Consider the following 17,941-nt stretch of genomic DNA (forward strand, 5'->3'; position numbering starts at 1 on the left):
GCAGCGCCTTCCCGCACCTGACACCCGCCGCTACTCCAGCATGCGTTCCGCGTCGTCCGGTACCCAGGGGAAGGGGACGTCGGGCCACCGTGCGGCGGCCCACGCGTCGAGGTCGACGGCGAGCACGGCGTCCATGAAGGACCGCGGCGGCCGATAGCCGTGGGCGGTGATGTAGTGCGTGATGAGGAACGGAGCGGCGTAGGCCATTCCGGGTCCGCCCGGAATCCGTACCTCCCCCGTCCCTTCCGGAGCCCCGTCCGCAGGGCACAGGTCGCACTCGTGGAAGCCGAGGCAGACGTTCATCCACTGGACCTCCTGAACGGCCTTCAGCTTTTCGACGAACGCCGTGGGCACGCTCCCTTTCGAGTACGGCTTGCCGGCCTCCAGCCAACCGATGTTCAGGCGGGCGTACGCCGGGCGGTACCAGAGCGCGTAGACGCCCGACTCACTGTCCGTGAACGAGTCCTCGTCCCGGTAGTCGTAGTCGCTGAGGTCTTCGTAGAACATCCGCACATCATCGCGGCACCGCTTCCGACCCACTCCCCCACCCCCCATCCCCCACCACAACCACAACCACAACCACAACCACAACCACAACCACAACCACCAATAGTTGGCCTCACCACGGATCGCTCGCGCGGGTCCGGTTAGAGTGCGCTGCCATGGACGCTTCCGACCTTGATCGCCGCACTCGAACCCTCTCCGGCTGCATACCCCCGCACCTCGTCTCCCGGCTCCTCGACCTCGGCCACGAGGAGGAGGTGGCACGGCAGGCCGGCCGGGCGGAGTGGTTCTGCGCGCTGGAGTGGGCCCGGCTGCTCGGTGCGCGGGGGCGACACGAGGAGGCGTTGGAGGTCCTCGATCCGTACGTCGCCACGGGCTGGTGGACGGCCGTCCGGGCACGGGTGGAACTGCTGGAGGACTGGGGCCGGGTGGAGGAGGCGATCGCGCTGGCCCGGCCGCCCGCCCGGGGCGGGGGCTTCAAGCTGGAGCTGCTCGCGCGCCTGCTGGCCCGGCACGGCCACCGGGACGAAGCGGTGACGCTGCTGAGCGCCGGCATCGAGGATCCGGGCCTCGCCTCCGCGCTGGTCGAACTCTCCGACGGGGCGGGCCGCGACGAGGAGATCGCCCTGCTGCTCGCCGCCCGCATCCCCGTCGGGCACCGCTGCGAGGACCCCTGGTGCTGCCGTGGCCTCGACCCCGACACCGCCATCGGCCTGCTGTCCACGATCCGTGAACGTCAGGGCCGCGTCGACGAGGCGATCGCCCTGCTGCGCACCCGACAGATCACCTCCGTGAACGGCCGCGACCGGCTGGCCGACCTCCTGGCCGAGCAGGCCCGGACGGAGGAACTGCGCGCGTACTCCGCCTCGGAACCCCACGGGTACGCGGTACGGCGCCTCGCCGAACTGCTGGAGGAACGCGGCGACGTGGACGGCGCACTCGCCGTGTACGGGCAGTCGGACGACACTTCGATGGACGCGGCCGACCTCCTGGCCCGCCACGGCCGGGGTGACGAGGCGATCGAGCTGATGCGCTCCCTCGCGAAGTCCGACGGCAGCGGGCACGACGCCTACGACGACGACCGCGTCGTCGACGCGCTCTGCACCCTGTACGCCGACCAAGGCCAGGCCCTCGACGGCCTGGCCTACCTCGACACCCTCACCGGGCACCACGCCGACGGCGGGGAAGGCAGGCTGCGGCTGGGCCCACGGCTACGGCTGATGGCCGCCTGCGGCCTGCTCGACGAAGCGATCGAGCTCGTACGTCCGCACCTTGAGGGCGACACCCCGGAGGCGGCTTCGCTCGTCGCCGACCTGCTGGCCGAGGCCGGTCGAACCGAGGAGGCCGTCGCCATCCTGGCTCCGCACGCCGCCGACCACCCCACTCCCCTGGCCGGCCACCTCATCGAACTCGGCCGCGTCGAGGAGGCCCTGGCACTCCTCCAGCACCGCGTGCGCGAGCCCTTCGTACCGGTCTGGTCGGGCACCTTCACCCACGCCGACCCGGTGGTGAACGCGCCGGGGTGCTAACGCGGTTAGCACCCCGGCCCCTGCGGATCCGGATGCCCGACACCTGCCCGTGCTCGCTTCCCCTCGCGGGGGTGCTAACCGCGTTAGCACCCCCGAGGGAACCTCTGCCGTTAGTAGTTTGGGGACGTACTAACGCGAGAAAAGTGAAGAAACACTGCCAGTGCGCCATCTTGAAGCATCGTCACGGCAGTATGCTGCCGTACATGGCATCTCCGACCTCGGGAGGTGAGCGGGAAAAGCTGGTATCCAAGCTCCCCCCGCACCTCCAGCAAGCACTCAAGGTCCGCGCGGCGCAGCTCCAGATCGACATGCAGGACGCCGTCGCCGCCGGCATCCAGGCGTGGCGCGACTGCGCCGACACCCTCCCCGAACTCAACACGGCGGGCGCCGAGTCGTTCGGCACGTACCTGCCCGAAGGCCTCTACGAGGAGTTCAAGGCGGACTGCCGCGACCGCGGCGTGTCCTACATCCAGGGACTCGCGCAGTCGGTCGCGCTCTGGCTGGTCGACAACCCGGCCCGCGACGAGAACGTCACCCGGCGCATCATCGTCTGCAACCAGAAGGGCGGCGTCGGCAAGACCGCCATCTCCGCCGGGCTCGCACAGGCCCTCGCCGAGGTTCCGGACGCCCTCGAAGCGGCGGCGACCGCGGCCGCGAACGGTCTGCGGGTCCTCCTCGTCGACTATGACCCCCAGGGCCACCTCTCCCACCAGCTCGGCCTGACGGCGATCCCGGCCGGCGAGGAAAGCCTCATCACGCACATGCTCCACCGCGAGCAGGCGAAGAAGCCCCTCCTCGACCTGACCGTGGTCATAGGGGGTGACCGCTTCGGCGGCCGCCTGCGGATCCTGCCCGCCGCGTTCGAGGCCTTCCTCCTCGACTCCGGCCTCACCATGTTCCGCGGTCCCCGGCACGCCGCACTGGAGCGGGCCCTCGCCCCGCTGGAGGAGCACTTCGACGCGATCGTCGTGGACTCCCCGCCGAGCCTGGGCCTGGCGATGGACGCGGCCCTGTACTACGGCCGGCAGCGCGAGAGCGAGAAGCCGCGCACCTCCGGTCTGGTCATCCCCGTCGAGGCCGAGGACACCTCCGCCCAGGCGTACGGCATGCTGCTCCAGCAGATCGACTCGCTGTGCCGGGACTTCGACATCTCCATCGAGCAGCTCGGCCTGGTCGTCAACAAGTACGACAGCCGGCGCGGCTTCATCGCGACGTCCTCGCTGGAGAAGTGGAACTCCCTCGGCACTCCCCCGGTGCTGGCGGTGATCCCGGACGTCAAGGAGCAGCGGGAGGCCGTGCGCAAGCAGCACGCGCTGCTGGACTACGCCCCCGACAGTGAGCAGTCGCATCAGATGCGGAAGATCGCGCGGGGGGTGACCACGGAATGAGCAAGGCGGACATGCTGGGGGACTCCCCCACGTTCGACGCGGTCGCCCAGCCGATGAGCAGCCGGGCCGCGAGCTTCGCCCGGTTCTCGGGACAGGGCACCGAGCCGGCCGTCGTCGGTCGGCAGGAGACCCTGCGCGTGCCGGTCGAGGGCCTGGCGCACAACCCGTACAACCCGCGCGTGGAGCTCCGTTCCGTCGAGGACCTCGCCGACAGCGTGGCCTCGCGGGGCATCATCCAGCCGCTGACGATCGTCACCAGGATGGCGTTCCTGGAGGCGCACCCCGGGCAGTCGGACCTCGGCCGCGCCGCGTTCGTCGTCGTGGACGGCAACAGGCGGCTGGCCGCCGCGCGCCTCGCCGGCCTGGACGACGTCCCGGTCCACGTCGACGACTCCCTCGCCGAGAGCGCCGACACCCTCCTGGAGACCGCCCTCACCGCGGCCGTGCAGCACGAGGGCCTGGATCCGCTGGACGAGGCGAAGGCCCTGGAGCGCCTCGTCGCCGTGCACGGATCGCAGCGTGCCGTCGCGCGCGCCCTGGGCAAGTCCAGCCCGTGGGTGACCCAGCGCATCGCCCTGCTGAAGCTGACCCCCGAGCTCCAGGCAGCGGTCGAGGACCGCAGCCTGCCGGTCGCGATCGCGCGGAACGTCGGCCAGCTGCCGGCGCAGCAACAGCAGGAGGCGGCCGAGGAGGCCCTGGAGAAGCGGGCGCGGACCAAGGAGCGCAAGCAGACCCAGCCGGCCAAGGGTGCTAACGCGGTTAGCACCCCGCCCGCCCCGACCCACCTCGACCCGCACCCGGCCCCCGCCCCGACGCCCACTCCCGCTCCCGTGGCGTCGCCGACCCCGGACACCGCGAGCCCCTTCACGGAGCCCGCCCCGGTTCCCCAGTCGGCCGCCCCCCAGGCACCCGTTCCCCAGGCACAGGCACCGTGGGACGACGGCCACAAGGTCGCCGACCTCATCTTCGAGCGGATGGACACGGCGCAGCGCGAAGTCCTCCTGGAACGCCTCCTGGCCGCCCACGGCAACGACTAGCCGACCCACACCGTGTGCGAGAGCCCGTGCAGTGACCCCACTGCACGGGCTCTCGCACGTCCGGGGCCCGGGGTTCCGGACCCCCAGGGTGCTAACGCGGTTAGCACCCCACCGACCCGGGGGAGTGGAGCCGCGGAGGAACGGGCCGTCCTCGGTGTCCTGTCTCACGGTCCAGGTGTCAGTACATGCTGCTTGGATACGGGTTGCCGTTCCGAAAGAGGGAAGTATGACCCGTACCACTCCGCCCCGCCCGCTCGACGCCACTTCGGTGTTTCCGGAGCTCGCGGGGATGTCCAGGACCGCGACCAGGCTGCACCCCCGGCCCGGTGCGCCCACCGTGCACGAGAGCTCGGTGGGCGGACCACTGCTGTGGCCGACCGACGAGCCCTGGGCGTCGTGCTCGCAGGAGCACGACGCCTCCTTCGGACTGAAGACACCCGACGAAGTGCGGCTTCTGCGGCGGACATACGCCCAGGACGTCTGGACGACCGAGGACCACGCCGAGGTCTCCCGGATCAACATCGGCCACGATGCCTCACTGCTGGCCGAGGGCCCGCACCCGCTGATACCGGTGGCGCAGCTCTACGCCCGCGACGTTCCCGGCCTGCCGTTCCCCGAGGGTACGGACCTCCTCCAGGTGCTGTGGTGCCCGTTCATCGACATCGAGGACCAGAGCGGCTCGGAGGCCGTCCAGCTGCGGTGGCGACGGACCGAGGACGTGGCGCAGGTCCTGGGTGCCGCGCCTGAGCCCGCGTACGTCGGCACGGAGGAACTGGTGCCGGTCCCGTGCGTGCTGCATCCGGAACAGGTCCGCGAGTACCCGGCCACCCACGATCTGGACCCCACCCTGGCCACGCGGATCAACAGGTGGGAGGAAGACAGTGACACGGGATACCGCGGAGCCCTGTCCGTCGCACCCGGATGGAAGGCCGGCGGCTGGGCCGCCCCCTTCACCTTCCGTGATTCCGGCGGCCCGGAGGAGCTGCGCTGCTCGCGGTGTTCGGCCGTCGGCGAGCCGTTGCTGACCGTCGACTACGCAGAATGGAACGCGGAGAGCGACAGCTGGCGGCCGGTCGAGGAGGCGCACGACGCGTCCACGACCCCCACACAGGTCAGCGTGGGCCGTGGCTACACCCTGCAGTTCTACGCGTGCCCGGTCGACCCCCGGCACCCTCCGATCACCGTCATGCAGTGACACGGTAAGGCGGCGAACGACGGAGCGCGCCCCGGCCCTGGTGTCGAGGGCGTGCTCCGGCTGTTTTCCGCGCCGGCGCCGTCGGCCGTCAGCCGCCGGTCAAAGCTCGCTGAGATCGGTCACGGTTCAGTGAGACGGGACACTCGGGGGAGCCGCCGGTGGGGGCGTGGCCCGGCCCTCGGGCCGGCCACGGCGCAGTTGCCCGCGCCCGCGCGCAAGCGGGCGGCGGTCCTCAGTGAGCGGTGGAGAGTGCGACGTGGCGCCAGCGGTCGAGTTCGCTCCGCACCAGGTCCAGCTTCGCCTCGACGCGTTCGACCGCGTCCGCGCCCAACTGGAGGCGCAGCGGCGGGCCGGCGACCTCGGTGACGTCGACGATGGCCTTGGCCGCCTTCCTCGGGTCGCCCGGCTGGCGGCCGTCGTTCGCGGCCAGGGCTTCGCGCACCGCCCCCGCGCCGGTGGCGTAGTCGGCGATGGCGGCCGGTTCGACCCGGATGCTGGAACCGCCCAGGAAGTCGGTACGGAATCCACCCGGTTCGACGATCGTGACGTGGACGCCCAGCGGGGCCAGTTCGCCGTGCAGTGCCTCGGAGATGCCTTCCAGGGCGAACTTCGACGCGCCGTACAGCCCCACGGCCGGGGCGGTGGCGAAGCCGCCCACGGAGCCGATGTTCACCACGTGCCCGGAGCGTTGGGCGCGCAGCGTCGGCAGGGTCGCGCGCAACGTGTTGAGCACGCCGAACACGTTGACGTCGAAGAGAGCGCGAGCGGCTTCGTCGGAGGTTTCCTCGATCGCGCCCACGAGACCGTATCCGGCGTTGTTGGCCACGACGTCGATCCGTCCGAACTCCGCCAGGCCGGCTTCCACCGCGGCCTCCAACGCCTTCGGATCGGTCACGTCCGCGCGCACCGCCAGCAATCCGCTCCGCTTCTCCGGGTAGGCCTCGGTCACGGCCGCCGCGTCCCTGGCCGTGGCGATCACCGCGTGCCCTCGCTCCAGTGCCTCACGGGTGATCTCCGCTCCGAGCCCGCGCGATGCACCGGTGACAAACCAGACGCTCATGTTTCCCCCACCTTCCGATGACCCGATTGGCCCGACTGGCCGATTGGGCTGTGACTCGACGCTAAGAGCTAGAGTCCGGTCTAGATCAAGAGCCAGGGGAGGGGAGTCGTTCATGGATCTGAGCATCGGCGAGGTGGCGGAGCGCAGCGGGTTGAGTGTCCACGCCCTGCGGTTCTACGAACGGGAGGGACTGTTCGCCAACCCGGTGCGCCGTCTGTCCAACGGCCGCCGGGTCTATCACGAGGAGGATCTGGAGTGGCTGGCGATCTGCACCAAGCTGCGCTCCTCCGGCATGTCGCTGGCGATGATCCGGCAGTACATCGATCTCGTACGGCACGGCCCTGGCAACGAACCCGGACGGTTGGAGCTGCTGCGCCGGCACGTCGCCCAGGTGGAGGCACAGATCCGAGGACTGCAGGAGACCCTGCACGTCATGCGGGGCAAGGTACGGCTCTACGAGGAACACGTCATCCGTGGTGAGGCCGATCGGCTGTGGAACCCTTCGCACCGCGATGCGGCCGGGGCCGACACCGGAGACGTCTGCCGTCCGCCCGAGGGCACCTGATCGCCTGGTCGTTCAGCGGCTCATCAGGGACGCATCAGAGATGCATCAGGGACCGAAGCGACTGAAGCGACTGAAGCGACTGAAGCGACTCAACTTCGGATATGGAGAATTTTCCGGTGTCCTGTACACCCTATTTGGAAAGTTCGGTCCCTTCAGTCCCTGCCCCTTCGCCTCCTCCCTCCTGACCTGCTCTTTCTTCGAACGGTCTCCAGGGACCGGAGTGCCTCTCGGTCCCGATCAGTGCAGGTCCACCTGGAACGGGTGGCGGTGGTCGGTGGGGCAGGTGAAGAGGCGCAGCTCGCCGTGGCGACCGACGACGACGCCCGTCTCCCCGTCGCTCGCCACCGTGAACAGGAGCGTCATCTTCGTACCGCAGGCATCGCAGGAGAAGGCCGTGGGGTGCGTCAGGTGCCAGGTGGGCCGGCCTCCGAGCTTCCAGCCTGCGAGGCGGGTGACGGCGTCGCCCCCGTCACCGGTCTCGCGCAACAGCTCTTCGAGCCTCGGGCGGAGTTCGGCGGGCAGTTCCTCGCGGAAGGGGAAGTCGGTCACGGGTTCGACGGCGAGGGAGCACGGCCGGGGCAGGTAGCCGTCCTCGTCGTATCGCGAGGGTGCCGGCGCCTCCGCCAGGACCTCGGTCACGTCCGCGGCCCGGCGCCAGCGCACTTCGAGCACCGGGCTGAGGTCGGCCTGCCGGCGCGGAGGATCCCAGTGCGCGTTGGGACACCAGAGGATCTGGAGGAGGTCGATGCCGGGCGGCCACCAGGGACCGGGCGCGTCCGTCCGGTGGATCTGGGCCACCGGAACCATGGCCACGGAGGGGCCGCCCGGGGGACCGCTCTCGTCGGGCAGGGAGCACTCGGGCCACGGTTCGTCACTCGGCCACAGCAGGGGACCACCGATCGAGCTGTTCCGCCGGTCCGCTTCGGCCCGCTCGGGATGGAGCAGGGCGGCCTCCCGTGCGTACGGAGCGAGTTCGGGAAGCGCGTCGAGTATCGCTTCCTTGGTCGGTCGGGGAGTGCGCGTCATCGTGTCGTCCGCTCGGTCGGTCGTAGGTCGCTCGCAGGGTATCGGCCGGCACTGACAACGGCTCCGAGTCTCGGACAACTCCCTCGCGGGAACTTCGGTCCCTCTCCCTTCCGTCCCTGTTCCTCTTCGGTCCCTGTCCGTTCGGTCCCTCGCGTCCTCCAGGGACTGAAGCGTTTTCGACCCCCACACCGCCTCCTCAGGGTCGAGGGTCCAGGGTCTGTGAGGGACCCTTCGGTCCCTCACGGTTCAGTCCCTGTACAAAGCTGCAGGTCAGAGCGTTCTCTCAGGCAAACGAGGGACTCAAGGGACTCAGTTTTCCTATTTCCACTCTTCGTGTGCGTGCGTGTATGCGCGGGCGTATGTAAGCCTTGTGCTCTGGTTGCGTCATAACTAGGAAATTGGGTCCCTTCAGTCCCTTGAAAACGAGGAGCAAGCCGCTGACCAGCAGGTTTGTCAGTGACTGAAGGGACAGGGACCGAAAGGGTCCGACGGAGGGTCCGGACCCTGGTTCCGGGTGGAGCGGGAGGGAGGGGGACAGCAGGGTCCGAACCTGACAGACGGACAGGGGCCGAACAGTCCCTGCCTTCTGACGGGAAGGGACCGGAGCCGTGGACGGCACGCCACGCCCGGGATTTCGCATCCGTCCAAATCGGGATGTTCTGCGCAGAGCACCAACTCAACAGTGGACTCAAGGGACTCAAGGGACTGAAAAGTGACTAGGGGGCCACCGACCTGCAGAGTTCCGGTGAAGAGCTGCGCTAGGCTCCGCAATACCGAAACTTCGGTCCCTTCAGTCCCTCAGTCCAGCAGCCGGGGCCAGGGTCCGGGGAGTACACCCAGCAAGGCGACACCCAGGCAACCTGTCGAGGAAGCAGAACGTGCCAGCCCATTCCGGCAACCAGGCCCAGGCCACCACCCCCGCCGCGGCCGCGCGGCACCCGGGAGTGGCGCGCTGGTTCGCGGCACACGGCTACCCGGTGCACCCGCTGGCGGCCGGCCTGAAGACCCCTCCGGCCAACTGCCCCGCCTGCCGTCCGCCCGCTCCACCCCACGAGCCCCAGAACTGCCCCTGCTTCGCCCAGGGCCGCTGGTGCCACGGCTTCCACGCCGCGACCACCGACCCCACCGTCGTCGAGGACTGGTGGCGCCAGGAGCCGGAATTCGGCGTAGCCGTCTCCTGCGGTCCCGCAGGCCTCGTCGTCATCGACATCGACGCCCACGGGCCCACCCTTCCCGACCGCCAACGACTGCTTCCCGGCATCCGGATAGACGACCGTGTCGACCTGTCAGGCCTGGCCTCGGGATTCGACACCCTCGCCCTCCTCGCCGCCTGCCGCTCGCAGCCGAACCCGGCCGACGACACCACGACCCTGCGCGTACGGACCCCCTCGGGCGGACTGCACGTCTGGTACCGGGTCCCGCGCGGGGGACCCGCGTACCGCTCCTCCAGCGGCTCCAGCCCCCGCGTGGCCCTCGCCTGGCAGGTCGACGTACGGGCCACCGGCGGCTACATCGTCGCGCCAGGGACCCGGACCGGCGCGGGGACCTACGAGGCGCTCCCCGGCGCCCGCACACCCGCCGCCCTGCCCCTGTGGCTGAGCGCCGAACTCATCCGTACCGGTCACACGGGCCACACCGGCCCTACCCACACCCACACCCCTACCCCGAGCACCGCGCCGACACGCAGCCCCGGGGCGGCGCCGTCCCGCACCGCCCCGCAGGACGGCACGGAAGCGCACCGGATCCTGCGTCCCCTCCTCGACGAGGTGCGCGGCTGCGCCACCACCCCCTCCGGGACGGCGTTCACCGAGAAGCTCAACCGAGCCGCGTTCACCGCCGGAGGCCTCGCCGCGGCCGGACACATCACACAAGCCGAATGCGCCGGCCTGCTGACCGCGGCCGCCGACGCGGCACGCCCCCGGCAGAGCCGCAGAAACCGACTCGTCATCGACTCCGCACTCCGCGCAGGCGGCAACCGCCCGATCCACCCCAAGGGACGTTCATGAGCAGCGCAGGCAGCAACGGGTTCGACGCGCACGCCGCGGCCGAGCAGCTCGCCGTCTTCAACGCCGAAGCCGCTCCGCCCGCCGCACCACAGTTGCCCGCCCAGCAGGGCGCCGTCGGCGCCGGGTTCCGGCCGGGCGACTTCATCCAGTCGGGCCTGTTGGGCAACCTCACCGACCGGGGCAACGCCAAGCTCTTCGCCCACCTGCACAACCACCGCTTCCGGCACGTCGAGGGCCTGGGCTGGTACGTGTGGGACGAGTACCGCTGGAAGCGCACCGGCGGCGAGAAGGCCGCCATCTGGGCCGCGGGCGACATGGCCGAGGACATGCCCCTGCACGACCCGCGCGGCATGTTCACCGACCGGGAACTCAACCAGCACCGCAAGCGGGCCATGTCCACCTCCGGGGTCAAGGCGATGCTCGCCCAGGCCAAGGCCTCGCCCGAACTCGCCCTGGACCCCGACACCCTCGACGGCGACAAGTACGCCCTGTGCACCCCCGCCGGCGTCGTCGACCTGCGCACCGGCGATCTGCGCAAGCCCGACCCCCGGCGCGACCTGCACTCCCGCGCCACCTACGTGGCCCCCGAGGCCATGCCCACGCCCCGCTTCGCGCGCTTCCTCACCGAGACGTTCGGCGACGACGACAAGGGCAGGGAGATGATCAACTTCCTGCACCTGCTCCTCGGCTACTCCATCACCGGCGACGTCGGCGGCCAGGTGCTGCCCTTCCTCTACGGCATCGGCGCCAACGGCAAGTCCGCCCTCATGGACGTGGTCATCAAGATCCTGGGCGACTACGCCGACGTCGCCCCGCCCGGCTTCCTCATGGAGCGCGGCAAGTTCAACGAGCACTCCACCGAGCTGACGGAACTCCACGGCCGCCGGCTGTTCGTGTGCAGCGAGCTCAAGCCCCACGACAAGTTCGACGAGGCCCGCGTCAAGCTCCTCACCGGCGGCGACCGCCTCAAGGCGCGCCGCATGCGCCAGGACTTCTTCAGCTTCGAACCCACCCACAAGCTGTGGCTGCTCGGCAACCACCGCCCCGAGGTCGGCACCGGCGGCCACGCCTTCTGGCGCCGCATCCGCCTCATCCCGTTCGACAAGGTGGTCCCCGACCACCGCAAGATCGACAACCTCGCGGAGGAACTCGTCGCCGACGAGGGCCCCGGCATCCTCCAGTGGATGGTCCAGGGCGCCATGGCCTACCTCGCGACCAAACCCTCCCTCGGCGGACCCACGGTCGTACGCACCGCCACCCAGGCCTACGCCACCACCGAGGACCACATCGGCCGCTTCCTCGCCGAATGCTGCACCACGACCGCCGACCTGGACGAGCCCTGCGACCTGCGCGTCGAGCAGGGCGCCCTCTACCGCGCCTACAGCAACTGGTGCCAGGAGGGGGAGGGGCTGCGCCCGGCGACGACCCGTGCCTTCGCCACCCGGATCCGCGCCGAGGCGGGCATCTCCTCGCCGAGCGAGATGCTCCGCTCCAACGGTCAGAAGTTCTATCCGGGCCTCGCCCTCCTGGCCGAGGAGAGCCCCTCGGGCGGGGCGAACGGAGCAGCCCGCGCGTGAACCGACCCCGGCGTACTGTCCGCAGCAATCCCAGCCCCCTACGATGGACGGAAGAAACCATGACCCAAGCCCGGCACGCCATAGCCGGACCACGGCAACCTGCCGAGCACGGGGCCACCTGCCCGACCGGACAGGAACGCAAGACCGAGGAGGGACGAAAGCCATGAGCTCGCTACTCGAACCGAGCGATCTCGCCCACGAGGACAAAGTGGTGTGGCTGGAGGACCCCGACGAACTCGATTACGTACGCCAGGCCCTCGACAAGACCCCCCGCCGCCGGGGCAAGCCCCGCTACTACCGTGACGGCCGCATGATCGGCTTCACGGAGCTGGGCGACACGGCGGAGGCGGACCCCGACAGCGGCCTGCAGAAGCGGCGCGTCTTCTACCTCCTCCCGCACGACCGGGACGCCGAACCGAACGGTCTCTACCGGGAGGGCGCCCCGGGAGAGGCCGTCGACCCGCGCACCATCGAGCCCCGCAAGGTCGGCCTCAAGACGCCCCGCTCCCAGCGGGGTCTCACGGCCAGCGAGACGGTGGCCTGAGTCGGCCCGTTCGGTCCCTTCGGTCCCTGTCGTGTTCGAAAGTGCCCCTGAGCTGCGCTTTTCCCCAGGGTCCAAGAGGACGGAACAGCCCCTGGGCGCGCTCGCGGAGTCCCGCTGTCTCCCTGGGGACCCCAGGGACGGCTCAGGACGGCCCAGGACCGCTCGGGAGCGCTCGGGAGCGCTCTGAACCGTTCGGGATCACACCCAGGTGTAGTTCGCGTCGGTGACGGCCTCCAGGGCGGCGTCCGCGACGGCGGCGCGAGGGTGGCTCAGGGCCGCCAGGGCAGCGCCGATCGGCGGGAAGATCGGCAGGTCGGCGGTCTTCCGGTAGTCGACCCACTCGATCACGCCGATCTCGTGGCCGCCGTCGGGAAGCTCGTCCAGCTCCTGCCCGGCGAGCCCCGCGCGGACCTCGGGGGTGATGTGGAAGCGGTGGATCAGGTGGAGCTTGCGCGGGGGAGGGGTGGGCCCGGGGCGGGAGACGCGCTGGTCGACCACCCACATCAGGTCCCCGCCCTCGGCCGCCGACGTGTCGAGGCCGAGTTCCTCGGCGAGCTCGCGCCCGAGGGCGGTGACGAGGTCCTCGCCGTCCTCGACGTTGCCGCCGGGCGGGGTGTAGTGGGTGGAGTCGGCCCGGTCGCGGCGGATGAGGGCGACGTCGTCGCCGCAGAACACCAGAGCCCCGGTCCGGATCTTGATCCTGGAGAACGGGACGGGGGTGGCAGGGGTGTGCGTCATGCCCGTCAGTATCCGGCCGTCCGTGTCCGCACGTGTAACCGTTTCTCCACAGCCGGCCCGGCCCTCGTGGAACAGGGAAGACCCGCGGCTAGGGTCGTGGTCATGGGGGATCGGGTAACACGAGTCAGGCAGTGCAGGCAGTGCAGGCGACCGCTCGACGAGCGCCGCTGGGGGCGTCCGAAGCGGTTCTGCACCCGATGGCACCGAGTGAGGTACTGGCTGGAGGAGCTGGGCGAACTCGTGCTGAGCTGAGGGCGGTCGACGCCCGCGCAAGGGCGGGCAGCCCAGCGAGCGGCCCGCCGCTCCGGCAAGGGCGTTCGAAGGCACCCCGGCACAGGAGTGCCGGGGCGCCCCGTTCACAGCCCGGCAGCCGCGACCAACCCTGTGGTCAACCACGCGCCGAGGGGCTTTCTCCTGCTACTCACGTTCCCCACCCTCCAAGCAAGACCCCCCGGGCCCGGTGAAATGGCCCGATCGTCGAAACGAAACGAAACGACGTCGGTGGTCACCCGGGCCCGGAGGGCCGATGGTCGGTCTACGAAGGAAGCGCCGGAAGCGTCACGTGTTACTTGCCGGCCGCGGCGGTGACGTCCGCGACGCCCGTGAGCCCGCCGGGGAGCTCCTTCCACGCCGTGAACGTGCCGGGGCCGCTCACGAGGATCGAGCCGGAGACCTTGCCCGAGGCGCCGACCGTGTAGACGTGGACGTTCTTCCCGGACGCGGTGCTGGTCACCCGGCTGAGGCCGGTGCCGCCGGCGTCGGTCCAGGTGTTGTTCCAGCGGCCGGCGTCGTAGTTGCCGTACTGGAGCCACAGTCCGCCTGCGCCGCCGATGATCTGCAGTTCGACGTTGTTGCCGACGAGGCTGGCGGCGATGTCCTTGACGTCCGCGGCCCCGCCGGGGAGTTCACCCCAGCCGGTCCACGAGCCGTTCTGCGTGTTGAGGTCCCGTCCGTATACGCGGCCGTCGGCGATCGCGTAGAGGCGTACGGTGGTTCCCGCCGCGACGCTGGTGACGTTGGTCAGGCCGGAGGCGCCGACCTGGTTCCAGGTGTTGTTCCACCGGCCGGCGTTGTAGTCCCCGACCTGCGTGTACAGCGAACCGTCCGCGCCGGCGATCTGCAGGTGCACCACGTTGTTCACGACCGAGGCCGCGATGTCGCGCGTGCCCGCCGCGCCGCCGGGGATCTCACCCCACGAAGACCATTGGTTCGTACGGGTGTCCAGGTCGCGGCCGTACACCCGACCGCCGGCGATGCCGTAGTACCGGACGTGGTGCTCGGCGGCGACGCTGGTTACGCGTGCGATGTCCTGGCCCTCGACCTTGCCCCACTGGCCGCCGTAGGAGCCCGTGTTCAGGTCGCCCTGCTGGCTCCAGAGCGTGCCCTGGCCGCCTGCGGCCAGGGTGACCTTGGTCGGCGCCGCGATGGCGACGGCGCTGACGTCGGCCGCGCCCCCGAGGCCGCCGGGGACCTCCCTCCACGCGGACCAGATGCCGGGGCCGCTCTGCAGCGTGGCGTTGAGGACCTTGCCGGAGGCGCCGACGGCGTAGACGTTGACGTTCTTGCCGACGGGGCTGCTGCTCAGGCGGGTGAGGTCGCTACCGCCCCCGCGGGTCCAGGCGTCGTTCCAGTAGCCGGTGTCGTAGTTGCCGTACTGCATCCAGACCGCGCCGTCGCCGCCGATGATCTGCAGTTCGACGTTGTTGCCGACGAGGCTGGCGGCGATGTCCTTGACGTCCGCGGCCCCGCCCGGGAGCTGGCCCCAGCCGGTCCACGAGCCGTTCTGCGTGTTGAGGTCCCGTCCGTATACGCGGCCGTCGGCGACGGCGTAGAGGCGTACGGTGGTTCCCGCCGCGACGCTGGTGACGTTGGTCAGGCCGGAGGCGCCGACGTGGCTCCAGGTGTTGTTCCACCGGCCCGCGTTGTAGTCCCCGACCTGCGTGTACAGCGAACCGTCCGCGCCGGCGATCTGCAGGTGCACCACGTTGTTCACCACGGACGCCGCGATGTCGCGCGTCCCGGCCGCGCCGCCGGGGATCTCACCCCACGAAGACCACTGGTTCGTACGGGTGTTGAGGTCCCGGCTGTAGACGCGGCCGCCGGCGATGCCGTAGGCGCGCACGTACTCGCCGGAGCGCACGCTGGTTACACGTGCGATGTCCTGGCCCTCGACCTTGCCCCAGGACTGCCCGTACTCGCCGTAGCCCAGGTCCCCGGACTGCGACCACATCGTCCCGCCGCCGCCGGCCAGGAGCGAGACCTGGGAACCGTTGCGCGGCCCGGTGACCCGGTCGATCCAGTCGCCGAGGTCGTCGGTGCGGGCGGAGGCCGCTCCGGTGCGGGTCTCGGCCTCGCCGAGGCAGCCGCCCTGCCAGGAGCGGCTGTTGATCGCGACGAGTTCGCCCGCGGCGTTCAGGAGGGGGCCTCCGGTGTCGCCCTTGCAGATGGCGTCGGTTCCCTTGCCGGTGATGGCGAGGGTGGTGGCGTCGCTGCTGTTCGTGGTGAACGCGCCGGTGTGGGCCTTGCCCGGCACCCACTCGGTCTTCGTACGCCCGTACCCGACGGCGGTCAACTCACTGCCGACCACAGGGGCGGCGGTGGCACGCTTGACGGGGGTGATGTCGGTGACGGGTGTGGCCAGGCGGGCGAGCACCAGGTCACGGTCGGCGGCGCTCGCGGAGACCTCGACGATCTCGCGGGTCTGCCCACCGGCGAAGGTGGCGATAGCCTTCAGCCGGGGCGCGCCGGCCACGATCGCCCCGCCGGGCTGGTCCGCCAGGCACGCGGCGGCGGTCAACACCCAGCGCGCGTTCACGAGGGTCGCGGTGCAGGCGCGGCTGTGGGGCTCGTCGCCGATGCTCAGCTTCGCGGCGTGCGCGTACTGGCCGGCGGAGGCTTCGGGGCCGGTGAGGGCCTGCGCCGAACCGGACGAGATCAGGGCTCCGGCGACCGCCGTGGCGGTGACGAGCAGGCAGGTCATCCGCAACGCGCGCGGACGGGTGTCAGACATGGGATTCCTTTGGGATGCGCTTCACTGCGATGCGGTCCACGACGGTGCCCGGTGTCCGCGGCGCTGAGGCGCGACGGACACCGGGCACGGCGAGGGGTGTCAGAGGGTGCCGGCGATGCTGACGGGGCCGGGGTTCCCGGTGACGCCCTGGAGCGTGATCGCGCCGGTGGTGTTCCACGTGCGATCGACGCGGCGAATGGTGTGCAGCACCTTGTTGTCGGCCGTCGTGACCACGAGCTGGAGCTCTCCGTCGACGGAGGCCGCAGCGACGGACGTGGCCGTGACGGTGCCGAGGACGTCCTTCAGGTCACCGAACGCGGACCAGGTGCCCTTGCCCTCGCGGATGGCGTGGTACTGGCGGGTGCCGTTGTCCGTGGCCAGCACGATGTGGGCGTCCTCGCCGACTCCGGCCATGCTGACCGAGGTGATGGCGGAAGGAGCACCGGCGGCCTGCGAGACGTCGCCGAAGCCGGTCCAGTGCCCGGCGGTGGTGCGGAGGGTGTGGTACGCCTTGCCACCGCTGATGGCGGTGATCTGCAGCTGACCGCCGGCGCTCGCCGTGGCGGCGGCCGTGACCTTGCCGAGGGGGCTCGCGACGGTGGCGACGTCGGTGAACTTGGTCCAGTGGCCGGCCTGGCTGCGTACGGAGTGGAAGACCTTGCCGTCGGCGACGGCGACGACGTGGAGGTCGTGGCCGATGGAGACGGCGGAGACCTGGGTCAGGTTGCCGAGGACCCCGGCCGCCTCGCCCACGTTGCCGAAGCCGACCCAGCTGCCGTCCGCCTTGCGGATGGTGTGGAACAGCCGCGCGTCGTTGCTGATCGCGAGGACGTGGGTGTCGCCGTTGATGCCCGCTGAGGCCGAGGTACGGATGCCGCCGATGTCACTCGCCTTGGACTGGACGTCCACGAACTTCGTCCAGTCGCCGCCCGGCAGGCGAATGCCCTGGTAAACCGTGTTACCGGCCTGGACGAGCGTCTCGGTTTTCCAGCCGACCGACAGCGTGCGGACCTGCTCGATCCAGTCGCCGAGGTCGTCGGTGCGCACCGAGACGGCGCCGGTACGCGTCTCCGCGGCCGGGGCCTCCAGGCAGCCGCCCTGCCAGGAGCGGCTGTTGATCGCGACGAGTTCGCCCGCGGCGTTCAGGAGGGGGCCTCCGGTGTCGCCCTTGCAGATGGCGTCGGTTCCCTTGCCGGTGATGGCGAGGGTGGTGGCGTCGCTGCTGTTCGTGGTGAACGCGCCGGTGTGGGCCTTGCCCGGCACCCACTCGGTCTTCGTACGCCCGTACCCGACGGCGGTCAACTCACTGCCGACCGCAGGGGCGACCGTCGCACGCTTGACGGCGGCGATGCCCTTGGCAGGGGTCGCGAGGCGCGCCAGGACCAGGTCACGGTCGGTGCGCGGGGCGAGTTCGGTGACCTCCACCGACGCTCCGTCGCTCAGCGTGGCGACGGTCTTCTGCGCGGGCTTGCCGGCGGGGACCTGCTCACCGGAGGCGCCGGCGAAGCAGGATGCGGCGGTGGCGAGCCAGTACGAGTCGATGAGCGTGCCGGAGCAGCCACGGCTGGTCGCCGCGTCACCGATGGTCAACCGCGCGGTGTAGGCGTGTCGGCCGTCGACGGCTTCCGGGCCCGTCACGGCCCGGGCGACGCCTGCCGAGAAGAGGCCGGCGGTGACGGTCGTCGTCACGGCGAGCAGACCGGCCACCCGCGCGGCGTGCGGATGGAGTGCAGACATGGGGGAACTTCCTTACGGACGTGGG

The 17,941-nt window shown here is 70.7% G+C and carries 14 protein-coding genes; 8 read left to right on the forward strand and 6 right to left on the reverse strand.

From position 1 onward, the window contains the following. Positions 1–30: 30 nt before the first annotated feature. The gene (locus AB0D01_RS25055) at positions 31–507 is read right to left on the reverse strand and encodes a hypothetical protein (protein ID WP_363058877.1); all 477 of its coding nucleotides are present in this window, start codon (positions 505–507) and stop codon (positions 31–33) included. A 155-nt stretch (positions 508–662) separates the two neighbouring features. Here AB0D01_RS25055 and AB0D01_RS25060 point away from each other — a divergent pair, with 155 nt between their 5' ends. From AB0D01_RS25060 to AB0D01_RS25075, 4 genes are all read left to right on the forward strand, one after another. Continuing rightward, the gene (locus AB0D01_RS25060; protein WP_363058879.1) at positions 663–2,033 is read left to right on the forward strand and encodes a hypothetical protein; all 1,371 of its coding nucleotides are present in this window, start codon (positions 663–665) and stop codon (positions 2,031–2,033) included. A 203-nt stretch (positions 2,034–2,236) separates the two neighbouring features. Next, positions 2,237–3,421, forward strand: coding sequence for a ParA family protein (locus AB0D01_RS25065; protein ID WP_363058881.1), 1,185 nt, complete (start codon positions 2,237–2,239; stop codon positions 3,419–3,421). Continuing rightward, a complete protein-coding gene (locus AB0D01_RS25070) occupies positions 3,418–4,458 on the forward strand; it encodes a ParB/RepB/Spo0J family partition protein (protein ID WP_363058883.1) in 1,041 nt (346 codons plus the stop codon). The genes AB0D01_RS25065 and AB0D01_RS25070 overlap by 4 nt, the downstream gene beginning before the upstream one ends. A 226-nt stretch (positions 4,459–4,684) precedes the next feature. After that, positions 4,685–5,653: a hypothetical protein gene (locus tag AB0D01_RS25075; RefSeq protein ID WP_363058885.1), complete on the forward strand. Its 969-nt coding sequence runs from the start codon at positions 4,685–4,687 to the stop codon at positions 5,651–5,653. Between the two features lie 232 nt (positions 5,654–5,885). Here AB0D01_RS25075 and AB0D01_RS25080 read toward each other — a convergent pair whose 3' ends face one another. Then, a complete protein-coding gene (locus AB0D01_RS25080) occupies positions 5,886–6,713 on the reverse strand; it encodes an oxidoreductase (protein WP_363058886.1) in 828 nt (275 codons plus the stop codon). 112 nt (positions 6,714–6,825) lie between these two features. Here AB0D01_RS25080 and AB0D01_RS25085 point away from each other — a divergent pair, with 112 nt between their 5' ends. After that, a complete protein-coding gene (locus AB0D01_RS25085; protein WP_363058888.1) occupies positions 6,826–7,278 on the forward strand; it encodes a MerR family transcriptional regulator in 453 nt (150 codons plus the stop codon). A 237-nt stretch (positions 7,279–7,515) separates the two neighbouring features. On the opposite strand, the gene AB0D01_RS25090 is transcribed toward AB0D01_RS25085, so the two are convergent. Continuing rightward, on the reverse strand, positions 7,516–8,304 hold the full coding sequence (locus tag AB0D01_RS25090) for a hypothetical protein (RefSeq protein ID WP_363058890.1): 789 nt from the start codon (positions 8,302–8,304) through the stop codon (positions 7,516–7,518). 944 nt (positions 8,305–9,248) lie between these two features. On the opposite strand from AB0D01_RS25090, the gene AB0D01_RS25095 reads away from it, so the two are divergent. The 3 genes from AB0D01_RS25095 to AB0D01_RS25105 all read left to right on the forward strand — a co-directional run bounded on the left by AB0D01_RS25095 (position 9,249) and on the right by AB0D01_RS25105 (position 12,431). Beyond that, positions 9,249–10,310, forward strand: a complete 1,062-nt coding sequence (locus tag AB0D01_RS25095; protein WP_363058957.1) for a bifunctional DNA primase/polymerase — start codon at positions 9,249–9,251, stop codon at positions 10,308–10,310. Continuing rightward, on the forward strand, positions 10,307–11,887 hold the full coding sequence (locus AB0D01_RS25100; RefSeq protein ID WP_363058892.1) for a phage/plasmid primase, P4 family: 1,581 nt from the start codon (positions 10,307–10,309) through the stop codon (positions 11,885–11,887). Before AB0D01_RS25095 ends, AB0D01_RS25100 begins: the two co-directional genes overlap by 4 nt. A 163-nt stretch (positions 11,888–12,050) precedes the next feature. Beyond that, the gene (locus AB0D01_RS25105) at positions 12,051–12,431 is read left to right on the forward strand and encodes a DUF6009 family protein (RefSeq protein WP_363058894.1); all 381 of its coding nucleotides are present in this window, start codon (positions 12,051–12,053) and stop codon (positions 12,429–12,431) included. 198 nt (positions 12,432–12,629) lie between these two features. On the opposite strand, the gene AB0D01_RS25110 is transcribed toward AB0D01_RS25105, so the two are convergent. The 3 genes from AB0D01_RS25110 to AB0D01_RS25120 form a co-directional block, all read right to left on the reverse strand. After that, on the reverse strand, positions 12,630–13,169 hold the full coding sequence (locus AB0D01_RS25110; RefSeq protein WP_363058896.1) for an NUDIX domain-containing protein: 540 nt from the start codon (positions 13,167–13,169) through the stop codon (positions 12,630–12,632). Between the two features lie 565 nt (positions 13,170–13,734). Then, on the reverse strand, positions 13,735–16,179 hold the full coding sequence (locus AB0D01_RS25115) for a trypsin-like serine protease (protein WP_363058898.1): 2,445 nt from the start codon (positions 16,177–16,179) through the stop codon (positions 13,735–13,737). 99 nt (positions 16,180–16,278) lie between these two features. Then, on the reverse strand, positions 16,279–17,916 hold the full coding sequence (locus AB0D01_RS25120) for a S1 family peptidase (protein ID WP_363058900.1): 1,638 nt from the start codon (positions 17,914–17,916) through the stop codon (positions 16,279–16,281). Between the last annotated feature and the right edge of the window lie 25 nt (positions 17,917–17,941).

The sequence above is a fragment of the Streptomyces sp. NPDC048606 genome (assembly GCF_040650855.1).
GTDB lineage: Bacteria > Actinomycetota > Actinomycetes > Streptomycetales > Streptomycetaceae > Streptomyces.